The organism is Streptomyces sp. NPDC048338 (genome assembly GCF_043201055.1).
Lineage (GTDB): Bacteria > Actinomycetota > Actinomycetes > Streptomycetales > Streptomycetaceae > Streptomyces.
Window position 1 is genome coordinate 144048 of the sequence record NZ_JBICYQ010000013.1, and the last position, 20874, is coordinate 164921.

Annotated in this window: 23 protein-coding genes; 15 read left to right on the plus strand and 8 right to left on the minus strand. The window is 72.4% G+C overall.

The features are described from left to right. The first annotated feature begins 21 nt into the window (after positions 1–21). The 3 genes from deoC to ACGFZF_RS28245 are packed head-to-tail and all read left to right on the plus strand — an operon-like array spanning position 22 to position 3306. A complete protein-coding gene (gene deoC / locus ACGFZF_RS28235) occupies positions 22–981 on the plus strand; it encodes a deoxyribose-phosphate aldolase (protein ID WP_393558617.1) in 960 nt (319 codons plus the stop codon). A 5-nt stretch (positions 982–986) separates the two neighbouring features. Further along, entirely contained in the window at positions 987–2423 is a 1437-nt protein-coding gene (locus tag ACGFZF_RS28240) for an aldehyde dehydrogenase family protein (protein ID WP_393558619.1), read from the plus strand. Continuing rightward, the gene (locus ACGFZF_RS28245) at positions 2416–3306 is read left to right on the plus strand and encodes an aldehyde dehydrogenase family protein (protein ID WP_393558621.1); all 891 of its coding nucleotides are present in this window, start codon (positions 2416–2418) and stop codon (positions 3304–3306) included. Before ACGFZF_RS28240 ends, ACGFZF_RS28245 begins: the two co-directional genes overlap by 8 nt. An 81-nt stretch (positions 3307–3387) precedes the next feature. Here ACGFZF_RS28245 and ACGFZF_RS28250 read toward each other — a convergent pair whose 3' ends face one another. Then, positions 3388–4122 (minus strand): TetR/AcrR family transcriptional regulator, encoded by a 735-nt coding sequence (locus ACGFZF_RS28250; RefSeq protein ID WP_393558623.1) that lies wholly within the window; start codon positions 4120–4122, stop codon positions 3388–3390. 110 nt (positions 4123–4232) lie between these two features. On the opposite strand from ACGFZF_RS28250, the gene ACGFZF_RS28255 reads away from it, so the two are divergent. Together ACGFZF_RS28255 and ACGFZF_RS28260 are read left to right on the plus strand one after the other, a co-directional pair. Next, positions 4233–4820: an NADPH-dependent FMN reductase gene (locus ACGFZF_RS28255; protein WP_393558625.1), complete on the plus strand. Its 588-nt coding sequence runs from the start codon at positions 4233–4235 to the stop codon at positions 4818–4820. A gap of 3 nt (positions 4821–4823) precedes the next feature. Beyond that, complete coding sequence (locus ACGFZF_RS28260; protein WP_393558627.1) at positions 4824–6350, plus strand: MDR family MFS transporter; 1527 nt, start codon at positions 4824–4826, stop codon at positions 6348–6350. On the opposite strand, the gene ACGFZF_RS28265 is transcribed toward ACGFZF_RS28260, so the two are convergent. After that, complete coding sequence (locus ACGFZF_RS28265) at positions 6280–6678, minus strand: hypothetical protein (RefSeq protein ID WP_393558629.1); 399 nt, start codon at positions 6676–6678, stop codon at positions 6280–6282. The two genes, ACGFZF_RS28260 and ACGFZF_RS28265, sit on opposite strands and share 71 nt — an antisense overlap. Before the next feature lie 61 nt (positions 6679–6739). Between ACGFZF_RS28265 and ACGFZF_RS28270 the strand changes: the two genes are divergently transcribed. Then, complete coding sequence (locus ACGFZF_RS28270) at positions 6740–7435, plus strand: hypothetical protein (protein ID WP_393558631.1); 696 nt, start codon at positions 6740–6742, stop codon at positions 7433–7435. 127 nt (positions 7436–7562) lie between these two features. Here ACGFZF_RS28270 and ACGFZF_RS28275 read toward each other — a convergent pair whose 3' ends face one another. Continuing rightward, entirely contained in the window at positions 7563–8300 is a 738-nt protein-coding gene (locus ACGFZF_RS28275; RefSeq protein ID WP_356599352.1) for a SigE family RNA polymerase sigma factor, read from the minus strand. A gap of 160 nt (positions 8301–8460) precedes the next feature. Here ACGFZF_RS28275 and afsQ1 point away from each other — a divergent pair, with 160 nt between their 5' ends. The 5 genes from afsQ1 to ACGFZF_RS28300 all read left to right on the plus strand — a co-directional run bounded on the left by afsQ1 (position 8461) and on the right by ACGFZF_RS28300 (position 12229). Beyond that, positions 8461–9138 (plus strand): two-component system response regulator AfsQ1, encoded by a 678-nt coding sequence (gene afsQ1 / locus ACGFZF_RS28280; protein ID WP_175439295.1) that lies wholly within the window; start codon positions 8461–8463, stop codon positions 9136–9138. After that, positions 9135–10619, plus strand: coding sequence for an ATP-binding protein (locus ACGFZF_RS28285; protein ID WP_393558634.1), 1485 nt, complete (start codon positions 9135–9137; stop codon positions 10617–10619). The genes afsQ1 and ACGFZF_RS28285 overlap by 4 nt, the downstream gene beginning before the upstream one ends. A 50-nt stretch (positions 10620–10669) precedes the next feature. Next, complete coding sequence (locus ACGFZF_RS28290) at positions 10670–11296, plus strand: hypothetical protein (RefSeq protein WP_393558636.1); 627 nt, start codon at positions 10670–10672, stop codon at positions 11294–11296. Between the two features lie 58 nt (positions 11297–11354). Beyond that, positions 11355–11936: a VanZ family protein gene (locus tag ACGFZF_RS28295; protein WP_393558638.1), complete on the plus strand. Its 582-nt coding sequence runs from the start codon at positions 11355–11357 to the stop codon at positions 11934–11936. A gap of 92 nt (positions 11937–12028) precedes the next feature. Further along, positions 12029–12229, plus strand: a complete 201-nt coding sequence (locus ACGFZF_RS28300; RefSeq protein ID WP_393558640.1) for a PspC domain-containing protein — start codon at positions 12029–12031, stop codon at positions 12227–12229. An 83-nt stretch (positions 12230–12312) separates the two neighbouring features. Here the strand turns inward: ACGFZF_RS28300 and ACGFZF_RS28305 are convergent, their stop codons facing one another. Together ACGFZF_RS28305 and ACGFZF_RS28310 are read right to left on the minus strand one after the other, a co-directional pair. After that, positions 12313–12681: a hypothetical protein gene (locus ACGFZF_RS28305; protein WP_393558642.1), complete on the minus strand. Its 369-nt coding sequence runs from the start codon at positions 12679–12681 to the stop codon at positions 12313–12315. Positions 12682–12843: 162 nt separating this feature from the next. Next, the gene (locus ACGFZF_RS28310; protein WP_393558644.1) at positions 12844–13998 is read right to left on the minus strand and encodes an adenosine deaminase; all 1155 of its coding nucleotides are present in this window, start codon (positions 13996–13998) and stop codon (positions 12844–12846) included. Positions 13999–14126: 128 nt separating this feature from the next. Here ACGFZF_RS28310 and ACGFZF_RS28315 point away from each other — a divergent pair, with 128 nt between their 5' ends. Then, positions 14127–14912: a dienelactone hydrolase family protein gene (locus ACGFZF_RS28315; RefSeq protein WP_393558646.1), complete on the plus strand. Its 786-nt coding sequence runs from the start codon at positions 14127–14129 to the stop codon at positions 14910–14912. A 101-nt stretch (positions 14913–15013) separates the two neighbouring features. Here the strand turns inward: ACGFZF_RS28315 and ACGFZF_RS28320 are convergent, their stop codons facing one another. After that, positions 15014–15967 (minus strand): LysR family transcriptional regulator, encoded by a 954-nt coding sequence (locus ACGFZF_RS28320; RefSeq protein ID WP_393558648.1) that lies wholly within the window; start codon positions 15965–15967, stop codon positions 15014–15016. 62 nt (positions 15968–16029) lie between these two features. Between ACGFZF_RS28320 and ACGFZF_RS28325 the strand changes: the two genes are divergently transcribed. From ACGFZF_RS28325 to ACGFZF_RS28335, 3 genes are all read left to right on the plus strand, one after another. Continuing rightward, complete coding sequence (locus tag ACGFZF_RS28325; protein WP_393558650.1) at positions 16030–17304, plus strand: MFS transporter; 1275 nt, start codon at positions 16030–16032, stop codon at positions 17302–17304. Positions 17305–17381: 77 nt separating this feature from the next. Beyond that, positions 17382–18077 (plus strand): L,D-transpeptidase family protein, encoded by a 696-nt coding sequence (locus ACGFZF_RS28330; RefSeq protein WP_393558652.1) that lies wholly within the window; start codon positions 17382–17384, stop codon positions 18075–18077. Between the two features lie 80 nt (positions 18078–18157). Beyond that, positions 18158–19144: a sigma-70 family RNA polymerase sigma factor gene (locus ACGFZF_RS28335; protein ID WP_393558654.1), complete on the plus strand. Its 987-nt coding sequence runs from the start codon at positions 18158–18160 to the stop codon at positions 19142–19144. Here the strand turns inward: ACGFZF_RS28335 and ACGFZF_RS28340 are convergent, their stop codons facing one another. Both ACGFZF_RS28340 and ACGFZF_RS28345 read right to left on the minus strand, forming a co-directional pair. Continuing rightward, entirely contained in the window at positions 19145–19420 is a 276-nt protein-coding gene (locus tag ACGFZF_RS28340) for an STAS domain-containing protein (protein ID WP_393558656.1), read from the minus strand. It lies immediately after the preceding gene. 101 nt (positions 19421–19521) lie between these two features. Further along, positions 19522–20799 carry a thymidine phosphorylase gene (locus ACGFZF_RS28345; RefSeq protein ID WP_393558658.1) on the minus strand — a complete coding sequence of 426 codons (1278 nt, stop codon included), beginning with the start codon at positions 20797–20799 and terminating at the stop codon, positions 19522–19524. Between the last annotated feature and the right edge of the window lie 75 nt (positions 20800–20874).

Below are 20874 nucleotides of genomic sequence, written 5' to 3' on the forward strand. Positions count from 1 at the left end.
AGATATGCTCGACTGGTGACCATGCCCACCACTGCATCCGCAGCACCCGCATTCGCCGACGTGACCACGTCCGAGAGTGCGCTGCGCCGCTTCCTCCACGGGCTGCCCGGCGTCGACGCCGTCGGCCTGGAGGCGCGCGCCGCGTCCCTCGGCACCCGCTCGATCAAGACCACGGCCAAGGCGTACGCCATCGACCTGGCCATCTCGATGATCGACCTGACGACGCTCGAAGGCGCGGACACCCCGGGCAAGGTCCGGGCGCTCGCCGCCAAGGCCGTCAACCCCGATCCGACCGACCGTACGACCCCGACGACCGCCGCAGTCTGCGTCTACCCCGACATGGTGGCGACCGCCAAGGCCGCCCTCGCGGGCTCCGGCGTCAAGGTCGCCTCCGTCGCCACCGCCTTCCCGGCCGGCCGCGCCGCGCTCCCCGTGAAGCTCGCGGACACGGCCGACGCCATCGCGGCGGGCGCCGACGAGATCGACATGGTGATCGACCGCGGGGCCTTCCTCGCCGGCCACTACCTGGAGGTCTTCGAGCAGATCTCCGCGATCAAGGCGGCGTGCGGCGACCGTGCCCGCCTCAAGGTGATCTTCGAGACCGGCGAGCTGTCCACGTACGACAACATCCGCCGCGCCTCCTGGCTCGGCATGATGGCGGGCGCCGACTTCATCAAGACCTCGACCGGCAAGGTCGCGGTCAACGCCACCCCGGCCAACACGCTCCTCATGCTGGAGGCGGTCCGCGACTTCCGCGCGCAGACCGGCGTCCAGATCGGCGTGAAGCCGGCCGGCGGCATCCGCAACACCAAGGAAGCCATCAAGTTCCTGGTCCTGGTCAACGAGACCGTCGGCGGGGACTGGCTGGATAACCACTGGTTCCGCTTCGGTGCCTCCAGCCTGCTGAACGACCTGCTCATGCAGCGTCAGAAGCTGGCGACCGGCCGCTACTCCGGCCCCGATTACGTGACGGTGGACTGATCAACATGGCATCTGCATTCGAGTACGCGCCGGCTCCCGAGTCCCGGTCCGTCGTCGACATCGCCCCCTCCTACGGCCTGTTCATCGACGGCGAGTTCGTCGACGCGGCCGACGGCAAGGTCTTCAAGACCGTCTCCCCCTCCTCCGAGGAGGTCCTCGCCGAGGTCGCCCAGGCGGGCGCCGAGGACGTCGACCGCGCGGTGAAGGCGGCCCGCAAGGCCTTCGCGAAGTGGTCCGCGCTGCCGGGCTCCGAGCGCGCGAAGTACCTCTTCCGGATCGCCCGGATCATCCAGGAGCGCAGCCGTGAGCTGGCCGTCCTGGAGACCCTGGACAACGGCAAGCCGATCAAGGAGACCCGCGACGCGGACCTCCCGCTCGTCGCCGCGCACTTCTTCTACTACGCGGGCTGGGCCGACAAGCTCGACCACGCGGGCTACGGCGCGGACCCGCGCCCGCTGGGCGTGGCCGGTCAGGTCATCCCGTGGAACTTCCCCCTGCTCATGCTGGCGTGGAAGATCGCCCCGGCCCTCGCGACCGGCAACACGGTCGTCCTGAAGCCGGCCGAGACGACCCCGCTGTCCGCGCTGTTCTTCGCGGACGTCTGCCGCCAGGCCGGCCTGCCCCGGGGTGTCGTCAACATCCTGCCCGGCTACGGGGAGACCGGCGCCGCGCTGGTCGAGCACCCGGACGTGAACAAGGTCGCCTTCACCGGCTCCACCGCCGTCGGCAAGGCCATCGCGCGCTCGATCGCCGGCACGGACAAGAAGGTGACCCTGGAGCTGGGCGGCAAGGGCGCCAACATCGTCTTCGACGACGCCCCGATCGACCAGGCCGTCGAGGGCATCGTCAACGGCATCTTCTTCAACCAGGGCCAGGTCTGCTGCGCGGGCTCCCGCCTGCTGGTTCAGGAGTCGGTCCAGGACGAGCTGCTCGACTCGCTCAAGCGCCGGCTGTCGACGCTGCGGCTGGGCGACCCGCTGGACAAGAACACCGACATCGGCGCCATCAACTCGGCCGAGCAGCTCTCCCGGATCACCGCGCTGGTGGAGCGGGGCGAGGCCGAGGGCGGCGAGCGCTGGTCCCCGGCCTGCGAGATCCCGTCCGCCGGCTACTGGTTCGCCCCGACGCTCTTCACGAACGTCACCCAGGCGCACACCATCGCCCGCGACGAGATCTTCGGCCCGGTCCTGTCCGTGCTGACGTTCCGCACGCCGGACGAGGCGGTCGCCAAGGCGAACAACAGCCAGTACGGCCTGTCGGCCGGCATCTGGACGGAGAAGGGCTCGCGCATCCTCGCGGTCGCGTCCAAGCTCCGGGCGGGCGTCGTCTGGGCCAACACGTTCAACAAGTTCGACCCGACCTCGCCCTTCGGCGGCTACAAGGAGTCGGGCTTCGGCCGCGAAGGCGGCCGTCACGGTCTGGAGGCCTACCTCGATGTCTGACGCGACCCGTCTGAGCGTCTTCAAGACCTACAAGCTGTACGTCGGGGGCAAGTTCCCCCGCTCCGAGAGCGGCCGGGTGTACGAGGTGACCGACTCCAAGGGCAAGTGGCTGGCCAACGCTCCGCTCTCCTCCCGCAAGGACGCCCGTGACGCGGTCGTCGCGGCCCGCAAGGCGTTCGGCGGCTGGTCGGGCGCGACGGCGTACAACCGCGGCCAGATCCTCTACCGCATCGCCGAGATGCTGGAGGGCCGACGGGACCAGTTCGTCGCCGAGGTGGCGGACGCCGAGGGCCTGTCGAAGTCCAAGGCGGGCGCCGTCGTGGACGCGGCGATCGACCGCTGGGTCTGGTACGCGGGCTGGACGGACAAGATCGGCCAGATCGTGGGCGGGGCGAACCCGGTCGCGGGGCCGTACTTCAACCTGTCGACGCCCGAGCCCACGGGTGTGGTGACGGTCCTCGCCCCGCAGGACTCGTCCTTCCTCGGACTCGTCTCGGTGATCGCCCCGGTCATCGCGACCGGCAACACCGCGGTCGTGATCGCCAGCGAGAAGGCGCCGCTTCCGGCGCTGTCCCTGGGCGAGGTGCTCGCCACCTCCGACCTGCCGGGCGGTGTGGTCAACATCCTGTCCGGCAAGGCCGCGGAGATGGGCCCGCACCTGGCGAGCCACCAGGACGTCAACGCGATCGACCTGACGGGCGCGGACGCCGGTCTCGCCCGGGATCTGGAGATCGCCGCGGCGGACAACCTCAAGCGCGTGCTGCGCCCGCGTCCGGTGGACTTCACCCAGGACCCCGGCACGGACCGCATGACGGCCTTCCTGGAGACGAAGACGGTCTGGCACCCGACGGGTTCGCTGGGCGCCGGCGGCTCGACGTACTAGTACTCGCCCGGCGGGTACTGGCCCGCCCGGCGACGGAGCCCCCATGAGTGACGGCCCCCGGGTGACCCCGGGGGCCGTCGCTCATTCCCTCCCGCGTTCCACGAGGCCCGCCACCCCGTCCAGCACGCAGTCGAGCCCCGTCTCGAACTGCCAGCCGGCGTCGTCCTTGCGGGCGGCGCCCTGCGCGTAGCGGCGGTAGGTGGGGTACCGCCCCGTCTCCATCAGGTACGACATCTGCGGGGCGAGCGCCCGGCGGGTCGCGTCGCCGCTCTCCCAGCCCTGTTCCGCCATGTACTGGCGCAGCGCCGCCTCCGCCTGCGTGGCGCCGTGCACGTACGCGCCGACCGTGCGGAAGGCCGCCATCATCGTGTCCACGTCGAGGCCGAGGCCGTCCAGGGACGCCAGCTGACGCTCGGCGGCCGCCATCCGGTTCGGGGTGAGCGCGAAGAGCGGTGTCGGCATCTGTGCGAGCCAGGGGTGGCGCAGCATCATGGTGCGGGTCCGTACGGCGTAGGCTCGCAGGGTCTCCCGCCAGCCCGCCGCCCCGTCCGGCGGCTCCAGCTCCGTGGAGACCTGGTCGACCATCAGGGCCCACAGGTCGTCCTTGCCCGAGACATGGCGGTACGCGGCCATCGGCGCGACCCCCAGCTCGGTGGCGATGCGCCGCATGGTGACCGCGGCGAAGCCCTCGCGGTCGGCGACCTCGACGGCGACCGCGGCGATCCGCGCCGGGGTCAGGGACGCCCGGGGCGTGGCCGCGGGCCGCTCCAGACGCTCCCACAGGGACACCTCGCGCGCCTCGTGCTCTTTCGCCATGCCGGACTCCTCTCGTTGCGTACAGCGTATGCCGAGTAGACGACGTACACATTCGGGTGTACGTTGTACACGTCTTGAGTACGTTGTACACATCGATTTCAGGGGGACCCATGCACCCGCTCCGCCTCGCCGTCGTCCAGGGCTCGACCCGCGACGGCCGCCTCGGCCCCGTCGTCGCCCGCTGGCTGCACGCCCGCGCCGCCGCCCGCCCCGACATGACCGTCGACCTGATCGACCTCGCCGAGACCCCGCTGCCGACCGTCTTCCCGCAGCTCGGCCAGGGCCCCGCCGCCGAGGAGGACCGCGAACTGCTGGCCGCGGTCTCCCCGCGCCTCGCCGCCGCCGACGCGTTCGTCGTGGTCACACCCGAGTACAACCACAGCTATCCGGCGTCCCTGAAGAACGCCATCGACTGGCACAACAAGGAGTGGCACGCCAAGCCGGTCGGCTTCGTCGCGTACGGCGGCTTCTCGGCGGGCCTGCGGGCGGTGGAACACCTGCGCGCGGTCTTCGCCGAACTCCACGCCGTCACCATCCGGGAGGCGGTCGGACTCCAGGGCGTCTGGGGGCAGTTCGACGGCGAGGGCAAGGCCGTCGACCCCGCGGCCGACGCCGCCGCCACGTCGATGCTCGACCAACTCGCCTGGTGGGGCGAGGCCCTGCGGGACGCCCGCGCCAAGAAGCCCTACGCGGCCTGAGCCATGACGACACCTCGGGAAGACCCGCGCCTCCCCGGTCCGGGGATCACCGGCCTGATGCTCGGCATCGTCCTCGCCACCCTGGACGGCACCATCGTCGGCACCGCGCTCCCCACCATCGTCGGCGAGCTCGGCGGCCTCGACCACCTGTCCTGGGTCGTCACGGCCTACCTCCTGACCACCGCCGTCTCCACCCCGCTCTGGGGCAAGGTCGGCGACCTCTACGGACGCAAGGGCAGCTTCCTCGCCTCCATCGGCGTCTTCCTCCTCGGCTCGGTCCTCTCCGGCGCCGCCCAGACCATGGGCCAGCTGATCGCCTTCCGGGCGCTCCAGGGACTGGGCGCGGGCGGCCTGATGGTCGGCGCCTTCGCCCTCGTCGGCGTCCTCGTCAGCCCCCGCGACAGCGCCAAGGTGCAGTCGATCAGCGGCACCATGCTGCCGGTCGCCTTCGTCGGCGGCCCGCTCGCCGGCGGCTTCCTCACCGACCACCTCAGCTGGCGGTGGGCCTTCTACGTCAACGTCCCGGTGGGCCTCGTCGCCGTACTGCTCGTCTGCTTCGGGATCCGGCTCCGCACCGAACGGATCCGCGCCCGCGTCGACTGGCAGGGCGCCGCGCTCCTCACGCTGGGCATCCTCGGCCTCACCCTGCTCGCCACCCTGGCCGGCACGGAGTCCGCGTGGACCTCGCCGCGGATCCTGCTGCCCGCCGCCGTCGCGGCCGTCGCGCTCGCCCTGTTCGTACGGACCGAACGACGGGCCGAGGAACCGGTGATCCCGCCCCGGCTCTTCCACAGCCGCAACTTCACCGTCGCCCAGATCCTCAGCCTGCTCGTCGGCGCCGGCATGTTCGCCGCGACCAACTTCCTTCCGCAGTACCTGCAGTTCGCCCGCGACCGCTCCTCCACCGCCAGCGGGCTGCTGCTGCTCCCCCTGATGCTCGGCATGATCGTCGTCCAGCTGGTGACCGGCCGGATCATCGCGCGGACCGGCCGCTACCGGATCTATCCCGTCCTGGGCGGTGCGGTCATGACCGCCGGCGCGCTGCTGCTGCTCACGCTCGACGCCGACACCCCGGTGGCCGCCGCCTCCGCGCTCACCCTCGTCCTCGGCGCCGGCCTCGGCTTCCTGATGCAGTCCACCCTGCTCATCACCATGAGCAGCGCCGACCCGCGGGACATGGGCGCCGCGAGCGGCACGGTCAACCTCGTCCGCACCATCGGCGGCTCACTGGGGGTCGCGACGCTCGGCGCGGTCTTCGCCTCCCACCTCTCGGGTACCGACCCCGACCTGACGCCGGCGCAGGTGGGAGCCCTGCCGGCGGCCGCACGGGAGCACTTCCGGGCGGCCGTGACGAGCGGGCTGCACGGGGTGCTCCTGGGTACGGCCCTGCTGGCCGCGCTCGCCTTCGCCGTCGCCTGGTTCGTACGGGAGATCCCGCTGCGGTCGGCGCCCGGGGCCGTCAGCCCGGCAGAAGACCCTGCGACAGCGGGCCGGCCACCGGCAGATCGGCGAGCGCCCCACCCTTCGTGACGTGGTCCGTGACGAGGTTCGTGCCCACCGGCTTGAAGTCGGCGACCTGGGTGCCCAGGCCGTTGTCCAGGGGGTCGACTCCGGTGTTGGCCAGCGGGTCGAGCTGCAGCCGCGTCAGCGGACCCACGCCGTGGCCGACGGCACCGACCAGGGACGACCCCGCCGCGGCGGGGTCCGTGCGGCTGAGCCCGTCCAGCGGCAGCTGCGGTACCGCGGCCTGAGCCGCCGCCGCTCCCGCGCCGAGCACGGCGCCCGCCGCGGTGAGGGTCAGGCCGGCCTTCAGCAGCGCGCTGCGGCGGGGGGTCCGGGATTCTGCGTGACGCGCCATGACGGTCCTTGTCGCTCGTACTTCGGGTGATCGGATGGGCACCGACAGTAGTGGAGGTGTGATGCTCGATACCAACGCCCTCCCTCGGGGGTCCCCTGCGCGGGGGAATGCTTCACACTGGTGTCCCGTGAGTTCCCAAGCGATCCCGACCCGTGTCGTCCTGCTCGCGGGCCCCTCCGGCTCCGGCAAGTCGTCCCTCGCCGCCGTCACCGGCCTCCCGGTGCTGCGCCTCGACGACTTCTACAAGGAGGCCGACGACCCGACACTCCCGCTCGTCCCGGACAGTGCCGACATCGACTGGGACTCCCCCGGCTCCTGGGACGCGGACGCCGCCGTCGCGGCGATCGTCGAACTGTGCCGCACGGGCCGGACCGCCGTCCCGGTGTACGACCTCGCCACCAGCTCCCGCGTGGACCGCGAGACGCTGGACATCGAGCGCACCCCGCTCTTCGTGGCCGAGGGGATCTTCGCGGCGGAGATCGTCGCGCGCTGCCAGGATCTGGACGTCCTGGCCGACGCGCTGTGCCTGCGGGGCCGCCCCTCGACGACCTTCCGACGCAGGCTCCTGCGGGACCTCAGGGAGGGCCGCAAGTCGGTCCCCTTCCTGCTGCGCCGCGGCTGGCGCCTGATGCGAGCCGAGCGCGCCATCGTCGCCCGCCAGACCGCCCTCGGCGCCCACCCGTGCGCCAGGCAGGAGGCACTCGGCCGCCTCGCCTCCGCGGCGGCCGGCCGCCACCGCGCCCCCGCGGGCCTCTGACCGCGGCGGACGGTCGCGCACACGAGAAACGCGGGTCGGACAAGCCCCCCCGGCTTGTGCGACCCGCGCCTTTTCCCCGTACCCCCGTACGTTCCCCCGTGGCACTTCCCCCGTGTTCCCCCTGCCTTCAGGCCACCAGCTCGCCGAAGGACTCCTCCTCGTCACGGCCGAAGCTCAGGACCTCGTCCTCGCGCAGCCGGCGCAGGGAGCGCCAGATGCTCGACTTCACCGTGCCGACACTGATGTCCAGGATCTCCGCGATCTCCGGATCCGTGCGGCCCTCGTAGTAGCGCAGCACCAGCATCGTGCGCTGGAGCTCGGGCAGACGGGCCAGCGCCTGCCACAGCACCGCGCGCAGCTCGGTCCCCCGCATGGCGTCCGTGTCGCCCGCCGTCTCCGGCAGTTCCTCGGTCGGGTACTCGTTGAGCTTCCGCCGGCGCCACGCGCTGATGTGCAGGTTGGTCATGGTGCGACGCAGATAGCCGCCCACGGCCGCCTTGTCGCTGATCCGGTCCCAGGCGCGGTACGTCGAGAACAGCGCGCTCTGGAGCAGGTCCTCCGCCTCGAAGCGGTCACCGGTCAGGTGGTAGGCGGTGGCGTACAGGGAGGCACGACGCTCCTGCACGTAGGCGGTGAACGCCGCTTCGGCGTCCCCCGTCTCCGGCGTCGTCCGTCGCTCCCCCGAGACCTCCCCGTACGCCGCTCCCCCGTCAGCCACGGCCACCATGTAAGGCGCCTTGTGCTGACGCCCGACGCTGCGAACGCACCCCCGCCCGTTCACCGCGCCGGACTTCTCCGTGCTCCGTACGACGTCGTGGAGACGCGTGACAACTGCGCTTGAAGTGGTGCTGTGCAGTGCGTTCATCTCGCGCCCCCCGTCGGTTGGAGTCTGCTTCGTTCGGTATGACGAGAAGCTTGCCCGGCCCACTTCATCGCGGTGTCCGCCGACTGTCACAGCCGTGTCACAGGGGGAGGTGTCACCGCACAGTCGAACTCCGACGGCCGCATGCGACAGAATGACGTCCGTGCCTTTCCTGTTGCTGATCGAGGACGACGACGCCATCCGCACGGCCCTCGAACTCTCCCTGTCACGCCAGGGCCACCGTGTGGCCACCGCGGCGACGGGCGAGGACGGCCTGAAGCTGCTGCGCGAGCAGCGACCCGACCTGGTCGTGCTGGACGTGATGCTGCCCGGGATCGACGGTTTCGAGGTGTGCCGGCGCATCCGGCGCACCGACCAGCTGCCGATCATCCTGCTGACCGCGCGCAGCGACGACATCGACGTGGTCGTCGGCCTGGAGTCCGGGGCCGACGACTACGTCGTGAAACCCGTCCAGGGCCGGGTGCTCGACGCCCGCATCCGGGCCGTGCTGCGGCGCGGCGAGCGGGAGTCGACGGACTCGGCGACCTTCGGCTCGCTCGTCATCGACCGTTCGGCGATGACGGTGACGAAGAACGGGGAGGACCTGCAGCTCACGCCGACGGAGCTGCGGCTCCTCCTGGAGCTGAGCCGGCGGCCCGGACAGGCCCTGTCGCGCCAGCAGTTGCTGCGCCTGGTGTGGGAGCACGACTACCTCGGCGACTCGCGCCTGGTCGACGCCTGCGTCCAGCGGCTGCGCGCCAAGGTGGAGGACGTGCCGTCCTCGCCGACCCTGATCCGTACCGTGCGGGGCGTCGGCTACCGGCTGGACGTCCCTGCGTGAGAAAGGGGATATTCGCGGGGCTGCGCTTCACCAGCCTGCGGTTGCGTCTGGTCGTCGTGTTCGCCCTGGTGGCGCTCACCGCCGCCGTGTCCGCCTCCGGCATCGCCTACTGGCTGAACCGCGAGGCGGTCCTGACCCGTACCCAGGACGGTGCGCTGAACGACTTCCGGCAGGAGATGCAGAACCGGGCGGCGACGCTGCCGCTGCATCCCACCCAGGACGACCTGCGGCGGACCGCCGAGCAGATGGCGGGCGGCAGCGCCGGGTACAGCGTGCTGCTGCTCGGCGAGCGGGAGGCGGGCAAGCCGATCGTCGGGGCCTCCGACCCGGACACCTTCACGCTGGCGGACGTGCCGCGCGAGCTCCAGGTGGCCGTGGAGACCAGGCGGCCGGTGACGGACGGCAACGCGCACCCGTACCACCTGTTCTGGCAGCGGACGCAGCGCGGCCAGACGCCGTTCCTGGTCGGCGGGACGAACATCGACGGCGGCGGCCCGACCGGCTACATGTTCAAGTCGCTGGACGCCGAGCGGCAGGACCTGAACTCGCTCGCCTGGTCGCTGGGGATCGCCACGGCGCTCGCGCTGATCGGCTCGGCGCTGCTCGCGCAGGCCGCCGCCACCACCGTCCTGCGGCCGGTGCACCGGCTCGGCGAGGCGGCGCGGCAGCTGGGCGAGGGCAAGCTCGACACCCGGCTGCGGGTCTCCGGCACCGACGAACTGGCCGATCTGTCACGGACGTTCAACAGCGCGGCCGAGTCCCTGCAGAAGAAGGTCGCGGACATGAGCTCCCGGGAGGAGTCCAGCCGGCGCTTCGTCGCCGACATGTCGCACGAGCTGCGGACCCCGCTGACCGCGCTGACGGCCGTCACCGAGGTGCTGGAGGACGAGCAGGACTCGCTCGACCCGATGATCGCGCCCGCGGTGGCACTGGTGGTGAGCGAGACACGCCGCCTGAACGACCTGGTGGAGAACCTGATGGAGGTGACCCGCTTCGACGCGGGCACCGCCCGGCTGGTCCTGGACGACGTCGACGTCGCCGACCAGGTCACCGCGTGCATCGACGCGCGGGCCTGGCTGGACGCGGTCGACCTGGACGCCGAGCGCGGGACCATGGCGCGCCTCGATCCGCGCCGGCTGGACGTGATCCTGGCGAACCTCATCGGCAACGCCCTCAAGCACGGCGGTTCACCGGTGCGGGTGTCGATCCGCGACGAGGGGGACGAGCTCGTCATCGCCGTGCGGGACCACGGCCCCGGCATCCCCGAGGAGGTCCTGCCGCACGTCTTCGACCGCTTCTACAAGGCGAGCGCGTCCCGGCCGCGGTCGGAGGGCTCCGGTCTGGGTCTGTCGATCGCCATGGAGAACGCGCTGATCCACGGCGGTTCGATCACCGCGGCGAACTCGCCGGACGGTGACGGCGCGGTGTTCGTGCTGCGGCTGCCGCACCAGAGCGAGCCGGGAGAGGGGTCGGAGAAGTGAGCCGGTTTCGCCGGACGGACCGCGCGGGCGGCCGGGAGTACACGGGACGCATGCGTCGTGCCGGGCGTACGGGTGTGACGGCGGCGGCCCTCGTGGGGATCGCGTTCGCCTCGGGCTGCGGGATCCGGACGACCTCGGTGCCCGTCGACGCGGGGGCGGCCCCGACGCGGGTGGCGTGCAGCGTCGACGGCGAGGACGTCGCCGCGCAGGCCGCGGGGGTGCCGGTCCGGGTCTTCCTGGTCTGCGGTTCGCAGCTGGAGGCCGTGGAGCGCAGCGCGCCGCTGCCGGACGAGAAGACCGGCGGGGATCCGGTGCGGACCGCGTCGGCGCTGCTCGCCCAGTTGCAGGGCGAGCCGTCGGAGAGCGAGCAGCAGGCCGGCTTCTCCACCGCCGTGAAGGGACCGCTGGTGGTCACCGGCGGGCACCGGGGCGACCCGGTGGGCACCCTGCGGCTCAGCCGGCAGCCGGAGGACCTGACGACGACCGCGCTGTCGCAGATCGTCTGCACCTTCGCCGAGAGCTCGGCCGGAGCGGGCGGCGACACGGTCGTCCTCGGCGGTCCCGGTGCCTACCCGCCGCGGCGCTACCACTGCACGGCGGAGTTGCGGGAGCGCCCGGACTCGGCGCCGCCGACGGTGTCCCCGTCGGCCGCCGCGGCGTCCCCGTCGGGCACCTGACGGGGACGTCCGGGAAAGCGGCGGAACCGATTCCCTCCGATGACGCGTCTTGGGGGGCGTGCAGCGTCAAGGTTCGGGCGGCAGCGCCGCCGTGGTCGTACGCGTGGCGGGGTTCGCCCTCCTCCTCGCGCATCTGCTGCTCGTCGCCTGGGTGGCGCTCCGCCCACTCGACGTGGCCTGGGTGACGGCGCCGAACCTGACACCCCTGGCCGGCATCAAGGCGGATCTGGCCCTGGGCCCGGCCGAGGCGGCCCGGCGGATCGGCGAGGGACTGCTGCTCCTGGCCCCGCTCGGCGTGCTCCTGCCGATGGCCGACGGACGGCTCCACGTGTCGCCGTGGGCCTCGCTGGCCCGGACCGCGGCGGCGGGGGCGCTGGTGTCCCTGGCGGTCGAACTGCTGCAGACCGCCGTACCGGGACAGGTCGTCGACATCGACTCGCTGCTGCTGAACACGGCCGGGGTGGCGCTGGCCCATCTGTTCGTGGTGCCCGCGGGACGGGCCCGGCTGCGCCGCCGGCGGGACGCGGGCGTCGGCCGCTCCTCCTCGGGGACCAGGCGGGGCAGGGGTTCCGCCCTGCTGCGGGACGAGCACGCTCAGGGACCTACCCCGACGATTCCCAGGGTCGGGATCGCCCCGTAGACCGACGCTTTGTCCCCCGGTGCGCGGCGAGTATGGAGTCATCGGGAGCCCGACGGAGCGGCTCCCGGAGACACCTTCCGAAGGAGCCCACCATGGCCGCACTTGCCCGCCCCCGTGACGGACGCATGATCGGCGGAGTGTGCGCAGCGCTGGCACGGCGCTTCGGCACCTCGGCCACCACCATGCGGGTCATCTTCCTCGTCTCGTGCCTGCTGCCCGGGCCGCAGTTCCTGCTGTACCTGGCGCTGTGGCTGCTGCTGCCGGCGGAGAAGCCGGCGAGCGCGGCCTGGTAGCCGGCCCGGACGGCGGACGAAACGCGAGGGGGCGCCCACCCGGTGCGGGTGGGCGCCCCCTCGGGCATGCCGCGGGGCCGTGGTCAGCCGCCGAGCGGAAGGCCGTTCAGCGGCAGGCCACCGAGCAGGCCGCCGACCGGGGTGCTGGCGAGGGGGCCGGAGGCGGCGTCGAGCGGGAGGCTCTGGGTGGCCTGGCCGGCGGCGGCCGGGAGGGTCTTGACGCCCTGGTCGACGCTGGTGCCGACGGCGCCCTGGCCGGCGAGGACGGACTCGGCCGCACCGTCGGGGAGCTCGGTGAGGCCGTCGCCCAGCGGCACGGCCTGGGTGACCAGGCCGAGCGCGTCGGGGGCGGCGGGCAGGGCCGGGGCCGCGGAGGCCGTGCCGGCGGCGGCAGCGGCGAAAGCGGCACCGAGAGCGGCGACACCGAGCTTCTTGGCGGCAGTCTGCTTCATCAGAAAATCATCCTTGGGATCTCGGGAATCGAGCAGGGCGGGGACGCGGGGAATGCAGAGGGGCTCTGCAGACCGGCCGGCGAATGACACTTCCGCAAACACTGCAAAGCGGCCGGGGGTTACGCTCCCCGGCCGCTCCGTTTTCCGCGAAGATCCCTCGGATCAGTCCGCCCGGCGGGAGGAATCGCTGGTCGTGGCGGTCTGCTGGAACAGCCATTCGGACTTCAACTCGGCATATCCGGGCTTGATCACGTCGTTGATCATGGCCAGCCGTTCATCGAAAGGAATGAACGCCGACTTCATCGCGTTGACGGTGAACCACGCCATGTCGTCGAGCGTGTAGTCGAACGCCTCGACCAGCAGCTCGAATTCGCGGCTCATGCTGGTCCCGCTCATCAGCCGGTTGTCGGTGTTGACGGTGGCCCGGAAGTGCAGCTTGCGCAGCAGGCCGATGGGGTGCTCGACGTAGGAGGCGGCGGCACCGGTCTGGAGGTTGGAGGTCGGGCACATCTCCAGCGGGATGCGCTTGTCCCGGACGTACGCGGCGAGCCGGCCCAGCTGCACCGACCCGTCGTCCGCCACCTCGATGTCGTCGATGATGCGGACACCGTGGCCGAGCCGGTCGGCGCCGCACCACTGGAGCGCCTGCCAGATCGACGGAAGCCCGAAGGCCTCGCCGGCGTGGATCGTGAAGTGGTTGTTCTCCCGCTTGAGGTACTCGAAGGCGTCGAGGTGGCGGGTGGGCGGGTAGCCGGCCTCGGCGCCCGCGATGTCGAAGCCGACGACTCCGGAGTCACGGTAGGAGTTGGCGAGTTCGGCGATCTCCAGCGCCCGGGCCGCGTGCCGCATCGCGGTCAGGAGGGCGCCGACGCGGATGCGGTGGCCGTTGGCCCTGGCCCGGCGCTCGCCCTCCCGGAAGCCCTCGTTGACGGCCTCGACGACCTCTTCGAGGGTGAGCCCGGCCTCCAGGTGCTGCTCGGGGGCGTAGCGCACCTCCGCGTAGACGACACCGTCCTCGGCGAGGTCGACCGCGCACTCGGCGGCGACGCGGACGAGGGCCTCGCGCGTCTGCATGACGGCGCACGTGTGCGCGAAGGTCTCCAGGTAGCGCTCCAGCGAGCCGGAGTCCGCGGCCTCGCGGAACCAGATGCCGAGCTTGTCGGGCTCGGTCTCGGGGAGTTGGTCGTAGCCCCGGGCGGCCGCGAGTTCGACGATCGTGCCGGGGCGCAGTCCGCCGTCGAGGTGGTCGTGCAGGAGCACCTTCGGGGCACGGCGGATCTGGTCCGCGGTGGGGGCGTTCGGGATCTGGCTCGTCATTTCGGCACTCTAGCGCCTACGCGCGTAGATCGCCCCCTCTCCCTCCACTTGTCGGCAGGAGACGTCGATACGTAACAGTGACCGCGCGTACGGATGGCGTACACCTCGGCTTCTGAGACTGTTCCGTCATGGCGTACTACGCACTCGTGGGGACGGCCGGCATCCGGAGATCCCGGACACCCCGGCTCGGACGGCCCGTCGGAATCTCTCCTTCGGTCACGGCGGTGGGCGGGGTGGTGCTGCTCCTGCCGGACGGCGAGGCGGTGTCGGGGCGGGGTCCCTCGGTCCGCGCCCACGCCGCGGCACTGCCCCTGGGACGGCGGCTGGCCAGGGCCGGGCACGCGGAGGGGCTGGTCGCCCACGTGGTGCACTACCGCGGGCGGGGCTGGAACGGTTCGGACGCCCAGCCGGCCGCGGACGCCTCCTGGGCGGTGACGGAGGCGGTACGGCGCTACGGCGACGTGCCGATCTGCCTGGCGGGCCACGGGATGGGCGCCCGCGCGGCCCTGCGGGCGGCGGAGGACCCCGCGGTCGACGCCGTCCTCGCCCTGGCTCCCTGGCTGCCGGAGGAGGACGTGGCGGCCGAGCCGGAGCCGGTGCGGCACCTGCTGGGGCGCCGGGTGCTGATCGTGCACGGCACCAACGACGCCCGGACGGATCCGGAGCTGTCGTACCGCCTGGCGGAGCGGGCCAAGAAGTCCAACCGCGACGTCTGCCGCTTCGAGGTCCACTCGGACGGCCACGCGCTGCGCCAGTACCGCGACGAAGTCCACGCGCTGGCCGCCGACTTCGTCCTCGGCTCGCTCTTCGCCCGCCCCTACGCCCGCCCCGTCGCCGACGCCCTGGCGGCCCCACCGCCCCTCGGGCTGCGGATGCCCCTGGCGGCGGGCTTCGGCAGCGCGCCGGGCCGCTGACGGGGCCGCGCCGGGCGCCCCGACCGGGGACGTCCGGCGGGGCGGGCCCGGGCCCCGCACGGGGAGCCCGGCGGGTCAGTCCGGCGGGTCAGTCCGGCGGGTCAGTCCGGCAGCAGGCTGCCCCGCTTGCTCAGCAGGAACTTCTTGAAGGCCGCCACCGGCGCCGTGTCCGGGTGCCCGTCCAGCCAGGCGACACCGATCTCGCGGACGGCGCGCGGGGCCGTGACGCCGAGTTCCACGACGCCCGGACGCGGGACGGCCGGCGGGGGCAGCAGGGCGACCCCGAGGCCGGCCGCCACCAGGCCGCGCAGGGTCTCGGCCTCCTCGCCCTCGAAGGCGACGCGCGGGGTGAAGCCGGCCTCGGCGCACAGGTCGTCGGTGATGCGGCGCAGGCCGTAGCCGGGCTCCAGGGTCACGAAGGTCTCGTCGGCCGCCTCCGCCAGCCGGACGCGCTTGCGCCCGGCGAGCCGGTGGTCGTCCGGGACGACCAGGCGCAGCCGCTGCTCGTCGATGCGGCGCGCCACCAGGTCGGGGGCGTCGGGGACCGGGGAGGTCAGGCAGAGGTCGAGGTCTCCGGCCCGCAGGCGCTCGATCATCGCCTCGCCGTAGTTCTGCACGAGGGTGAACCTGACCCGCGGGTGGTCGACCCGGAAGGCGCGGATGAGCCCGGGGACGGTCTCCGAGCCCATGGTGTGCAGGAAGCCGAAGGCGACCCGCCCGGCCGCCGGGTCCGCGTCGGCCCGGACGGAGTCGGCGGCCCGCTCCACCTCCGCGAGCGCCCGCTCCGCCGAACGCAGGAAGGTCCGTCCGGCGGGAGTCAGCGAGACGGTGCGCCCCCGGCGGGCGAAGAGGGAGACGCCCAGGTCCTGTTCGAGCCGGACCATCGCCCGGGAGAGCGTCGACTGCGGCACCCCCATCTCGGCGGCGGCCCTGGTCACGTGTTCGTGGCGGGCCACCGCCGCGAAGTACGCGAGCCGCGGCGCGAGCAGCAGTCCCATGTCTTCTTCGTTACTGTTCGGTGACAGGCGAGCCTGTGACCTGTACTCATGCACCATGGGAACGATTACAGCAGTTCCGTGCATTGGACGCATGAAAGCCGGCGGCCTACGTTCGAGGCATGCCTTCCGCCAGTACCAAGGCGGCCGCCACGCACCCGGCCGCCGACACCCGCCTCGCCCCCGGCGCCCCCGGCCACCGCCGCATGAGCTTCGCGCTCTTCGCCGCCGGACTGGCCGCCTTCGCCCTCCTCTACTCCACCCAGGCCCTGCTCCCCGCCATCTCGGCGGAGTTCGGCGCCACCGCCTCCGCCGCCTCCTGGACGGTCTCCGCCGCCACCGGCGCACTGGCGCTGTGCGTGCTGCCGCTGAGCGCGTTCTCGGAGCGTTTCGGCCGGCGCACGATGATGACCGCCTCTCTCGCGGTCGCCGTCGCCGTCGGACTGCTCGTTCCGTTCGCGCCGAACCTGGAGTGGCTGGTCGCGCTGCGCGCGGTGCAGGGCGCGGCCCTCGCCGGCCTGCCGGCCTCGGCGATGGCGTTCCTGGCCGAGGAGGTCCGGCCGAAGGCGCTGATCGCCGCGATCGGGCTGTTCGTCGCGGGCAACTCCATCGGCGGCATGAGCGGCCGGATCGTGACCGGCTGGGCGGCGCAGGCGTGGGGCTGGCGCGCGGGGCTGCTCGCGGTCGGTCTGATGGCGGCCGTCAGCGCGGTGGCCTTCCGCCTGCTGATCCCCAAGGCCCGGCACTTCACGCCCGGTTCGCTCAACCCCAAGGCGCTGGCCTCGGCCGTCGTCGCCCATCTCGCCGACCCGCTGCTGCTGCGCCTGTACGTGATCGGCGCGCTGTTCATGACGGTCTTCGGCGCGGTCTACACCGTGATCGGCTACCGCCTCGCCGAGGCGCCGTTCTCCCTCCCGCAGGGCGTGATCGGCTCGGTCTTCCTGGTCTACCTCGTCGGCACGGTCTCCTCCGCCGCCGCGGGCCGGCTGGTCGGCCGGCTCGGCCGCCGCGGGGCGCTCTACCTGGCCGTCGGGACGACGGCGGCCGGGCTGTGCCTCTCCCTGGCCGACGTCCTGGCCGCCGTCCTGCTCGGCCTGGTCCTGATCACGGCCGGCTTCTTCGCCGGACACGCGGTCGCCTCCTCCTCGGTGAGCCGCACCGCCAAGACCGGCCGCGCGCAGGCCTCGGCGCTCTACCAGTCCGCGTACTACCTGGGCAGCAGCGCGGGCGGCACGCTCGGTGCGATCGCCTTCCACGCGGGCGGCTGGGCCGGCACGGTCCTGCTGGGTCTGGTGGCGGTCCTCGGCGTCGTGTCGGTCACCCTCTACGGCAGCCACAGCGCGCGGACGGCGGCCCGCGCCGAGGCGGGCCGGCTCCGGGTCCGCGCCTCCTGCTGATTTCCTCCGGGACCCGTACAACCGCACCGCTCCCCCGCTCGTCCTAAGCGATAGGAATCGACGGGGAGTTGGTGATCATGAGAGCCATACGCAAGCGGGCCGGGATCGTCCTCGGCATCACCTCGATGGTGGTGCCGCTGACGGTCGCCCTGGGCGCCGCACCGGCACAGGCGGCCTCCTGCAACGTGACGACCGGGCCGTACCAGAAGCAGGTCGAGAAGTTCCTCGGCCGCCCGGTGGACGGCCGGCAGTCACGGGCGGACTGTCTGGCCATCCAGACCTTCCAGCGCAAGCACGGCATCACCCCCACCCAGGGGTTCGCCGGGCCGCTGACCTGGCGGACGATGAACACGATGCTGGCGCAGAAGGCGGCCGGCACGAACCCCAACCGGGCGGGCAAGTGCCCGACCAACCGGGGGCGGATCGCCTGTGTGGACCTGACGCGGCAGCTGAGCTGGATCCAGGACGGCTCGCGCCTCAAGTACGGGCCGGTACCGGTGCGTACGGGCAAGAACGGCACCGAGACGCGCACGGGGTCGAAGAAGATCTACTGGCGCAGCATCAACCACTGGTCGACGCTCTACCACGTGAGCATGCCCTACTCGCAGTTCTTCGACGGCGGGCAGGCCTTCCACTCCACGACCAAGTCCATGTGGAACCCGCCGGGTTCGGGCGGCTGCGTCAACATGCGGCAGGCCGACGCCAAGGCGTACTGGAACCTGCTGCGCAACGGTGACGACGTGTACATCTACGGGCGCAAGCCGGGAACCTGACCCGGACTGTCGGTCCCCTGCGATAGCTTCCCCTCACCGGCACCGGACGGGCGCCGGTGAGGGGCGAGTGGGGTGGACGGATGAGTGACGTCGTGGCGACCAACGACACCGAGGCGCTGGACTCCCGGCTGGAGAAGTACCGCACGGAGCTGACCGGTTACTGCTACCGGATGCTCGGCTCCGCCTTCGAGGCGGAGGACGCCGTCCAGGACACGATGGTGCGGGCCTGGCGGTCCATCGACTCCTTCGAGGGACGCTCGTCCCTGCGCTCCTGGCTCTACCGCATCGCGACCAACGTCTGCCTGGACTCGCTCAACGCGGGCAACCGCCGGGCTCGCCCGATGGACCTGACGGCCGCCACCCCGGTCGCCCAGGCCCAGCTGAACGCACGGCCGGAGATCACCTGGCTGGAGCCGGTGCCGGACGGGCGGGTCCTGCCGTCCGTCGCCGACCCGGCGGAGACGGCGGTGTCCCGCGAGACCGTGCGGCTGGCGTTCGTGGCGGCGCTGCAGCACCTCCCGCCCAAGCAGCGGGCGGTACTGATCCTGCGCGAGGTGCTGGCCTGGAAGGCGAGCGAGGTGGCCGAACTGCTCGGCTCCACCGTCGCCTCGGTCAACAGCGCGCTCCAGCGCGCGCGGGCGACGCTCGCCGAGAACGAACCGACGGCCTCGGACACCGTGGACCCGCTGGACGAGGACCAGAAGGAGCTCCTGGAGCGCTACGTCGCCGCCTTCGAGGGCTATGACATGAAGGCGCTGACCGCCCTCCTCCACGAGGACGCGACGATGTCCATGCCGCCGTACGACCTGTGGCTGCGCGGCCACGACGACATCGTCGGATGGATGCTCGGCGTCGGCGAGGTCTGCTCGGGCTCGAAGCTGGTGCCGACCGTGGCGAACGGCTCGCCGGCCTTCGCGCAGTACCACCCGGACCCGGCCGGCGGGTACTCCCCGTGGGCACTGATCGTCCTGGAGCTGTCGGACGGGAAGATCGGCGAGATGACGTTCTTCCTGGACACCAAGCGCTGGTTCCCGCTGTTCGGCCTGCCGGAGCGGCTGGAGGCCTGATCAGAGCAGTTCCTCCGCCAGCCCGACCAGGTCCAGGAGGAGCGTCAGCTCCGGTCCGGCGCCCTGGTACCGGAGCCGGTGGCCGAGGCGTCCGGCGGCCAGTCTCAGACGGGCCAGGGCGTCGACGGCGGCGAGGTCGGCGGACGTGAGGGCGCCGACCTCGCACACGACGTCCCGCCCGGGCGGGACGTCCGCCAGCTCGGCGCAGAGCCGGGGCACGTCGGCCGGGGTGACGCGTCCGGCGAGGGTGAGAACGATCGGTCGAGTGGTGTCCACGTCAGGAAGACCCCCACCGCGGCCGGAACTCATCGCGCCCCGCCCTCGGCACCGTGCGGGCCGGTGGGATCCACCGCCCCCGCACGGCCGCGGGACCGTCCTTACGCGATGCGGTCGAGGACGATCGGGTTCGAGGTGAACGCCGTGCCCGCGGGGGACACGTCCCACGCGCCCTCCAGGGACTTCAGCGCGTAGTCGAACTTCTCCGGGGTGTCCGTGTGCAGGGTCAGCAGCGGCTGGCCCGCGGTGACCGTGTCGCCGGGCTTGGCGTGCAGCTCGACGCCCGCGCCCGCCTGGACCGGGTCCTCCTTGCGGGCGCGGCCGGCGCCGAGGCGCCAGGCGGCGACGCCGACACCGTAGGCGTCCAGACGGGTGAGGACGCCCGAGGACGGGGCCGTCACGACGTGCTGCTCGCGGGCGACCGGGAGGGTCGCGTCCGGGTCGCCGCCCTGGGCCGCGATCATGCGGCGCCAGACGTCCATCGCCGAGCCGTCGGCCAGCGCCTTCGCCGGGTCCGCGTCCTTGACGCCGGCCGCGTCGAGCATCTCGCGCGCGAGCGCGACGGTCAGCTCGACGACGTCCGCCGGGCCGCCGCCCGCCAGCACCTCGACGGACTCCCGCACCTCGAGCGCGTTGCCCGCCGTGAGGCCGAGCGGGGTCGACATGTCGGTGAGCAGGGCCACGGTCCGCACGCCGCTGTCGGTGCCGAGGCCGACCATGGTGGAGGCGAGCTCGCGCGCGTCCTCGATGGTCTTCATGAACGCACCGGTGCCGACCTTCACGTCCAGGACGAGCGAGCCGGTGCCCTCGGCGATCTTCTTCGACATGATCGAGGAGGCGATCAGCGGGATCGCCTCGACCGTGCCGGTGACGTCGCGCAGCGCGTAGAGCTTCTTGTCCGCCGGGGCGAGGCCGTCGCCCGCCGCGCAGATCACCGCGCCGGTGGTGTCCAGCACGTGCAGCATCTCCTCGTTGGAGAGCAGCGCCCGCCAGCCGGGGATCGACTCCAGCTTGTCCAGCGTGCCGCCGGTGTGGCCGAGGCCCCGGCCGGACAGCTGCGGCACGGCCGCGCCGCAGGCGGCGACGAGCGGGGCCAGCGGGAGGGTGATCTTGTCGCCGACGCCACCGGTGGAGTGCTTGTCCGCGGTGGGACGGGACAGCGAGGAGAAGTCCATCCGCTCGCCCGACGCGATCATCGCGGCGGTCCAGCGGGCGATCTCGCCGCGGTTCATGCCGTTCAGCAGGATCGCCATGGCCAGGGCCGACATCTGCTCGTCGGCGACCTCGCCGCGGGTGTAGGCGTCGATGACCCAGTCGATCTGCTCCGGGCTCAGCTCACCCTTGTCCCGCTTGGTACGGATGACGGAGATGACGTCCATGTGGTGCCTCTTTCTACGCGCATAGAAGGGGAAAGGAGGAGCGGCCCTCCCATCGTGCCGGAAGGGCCGCTCTCG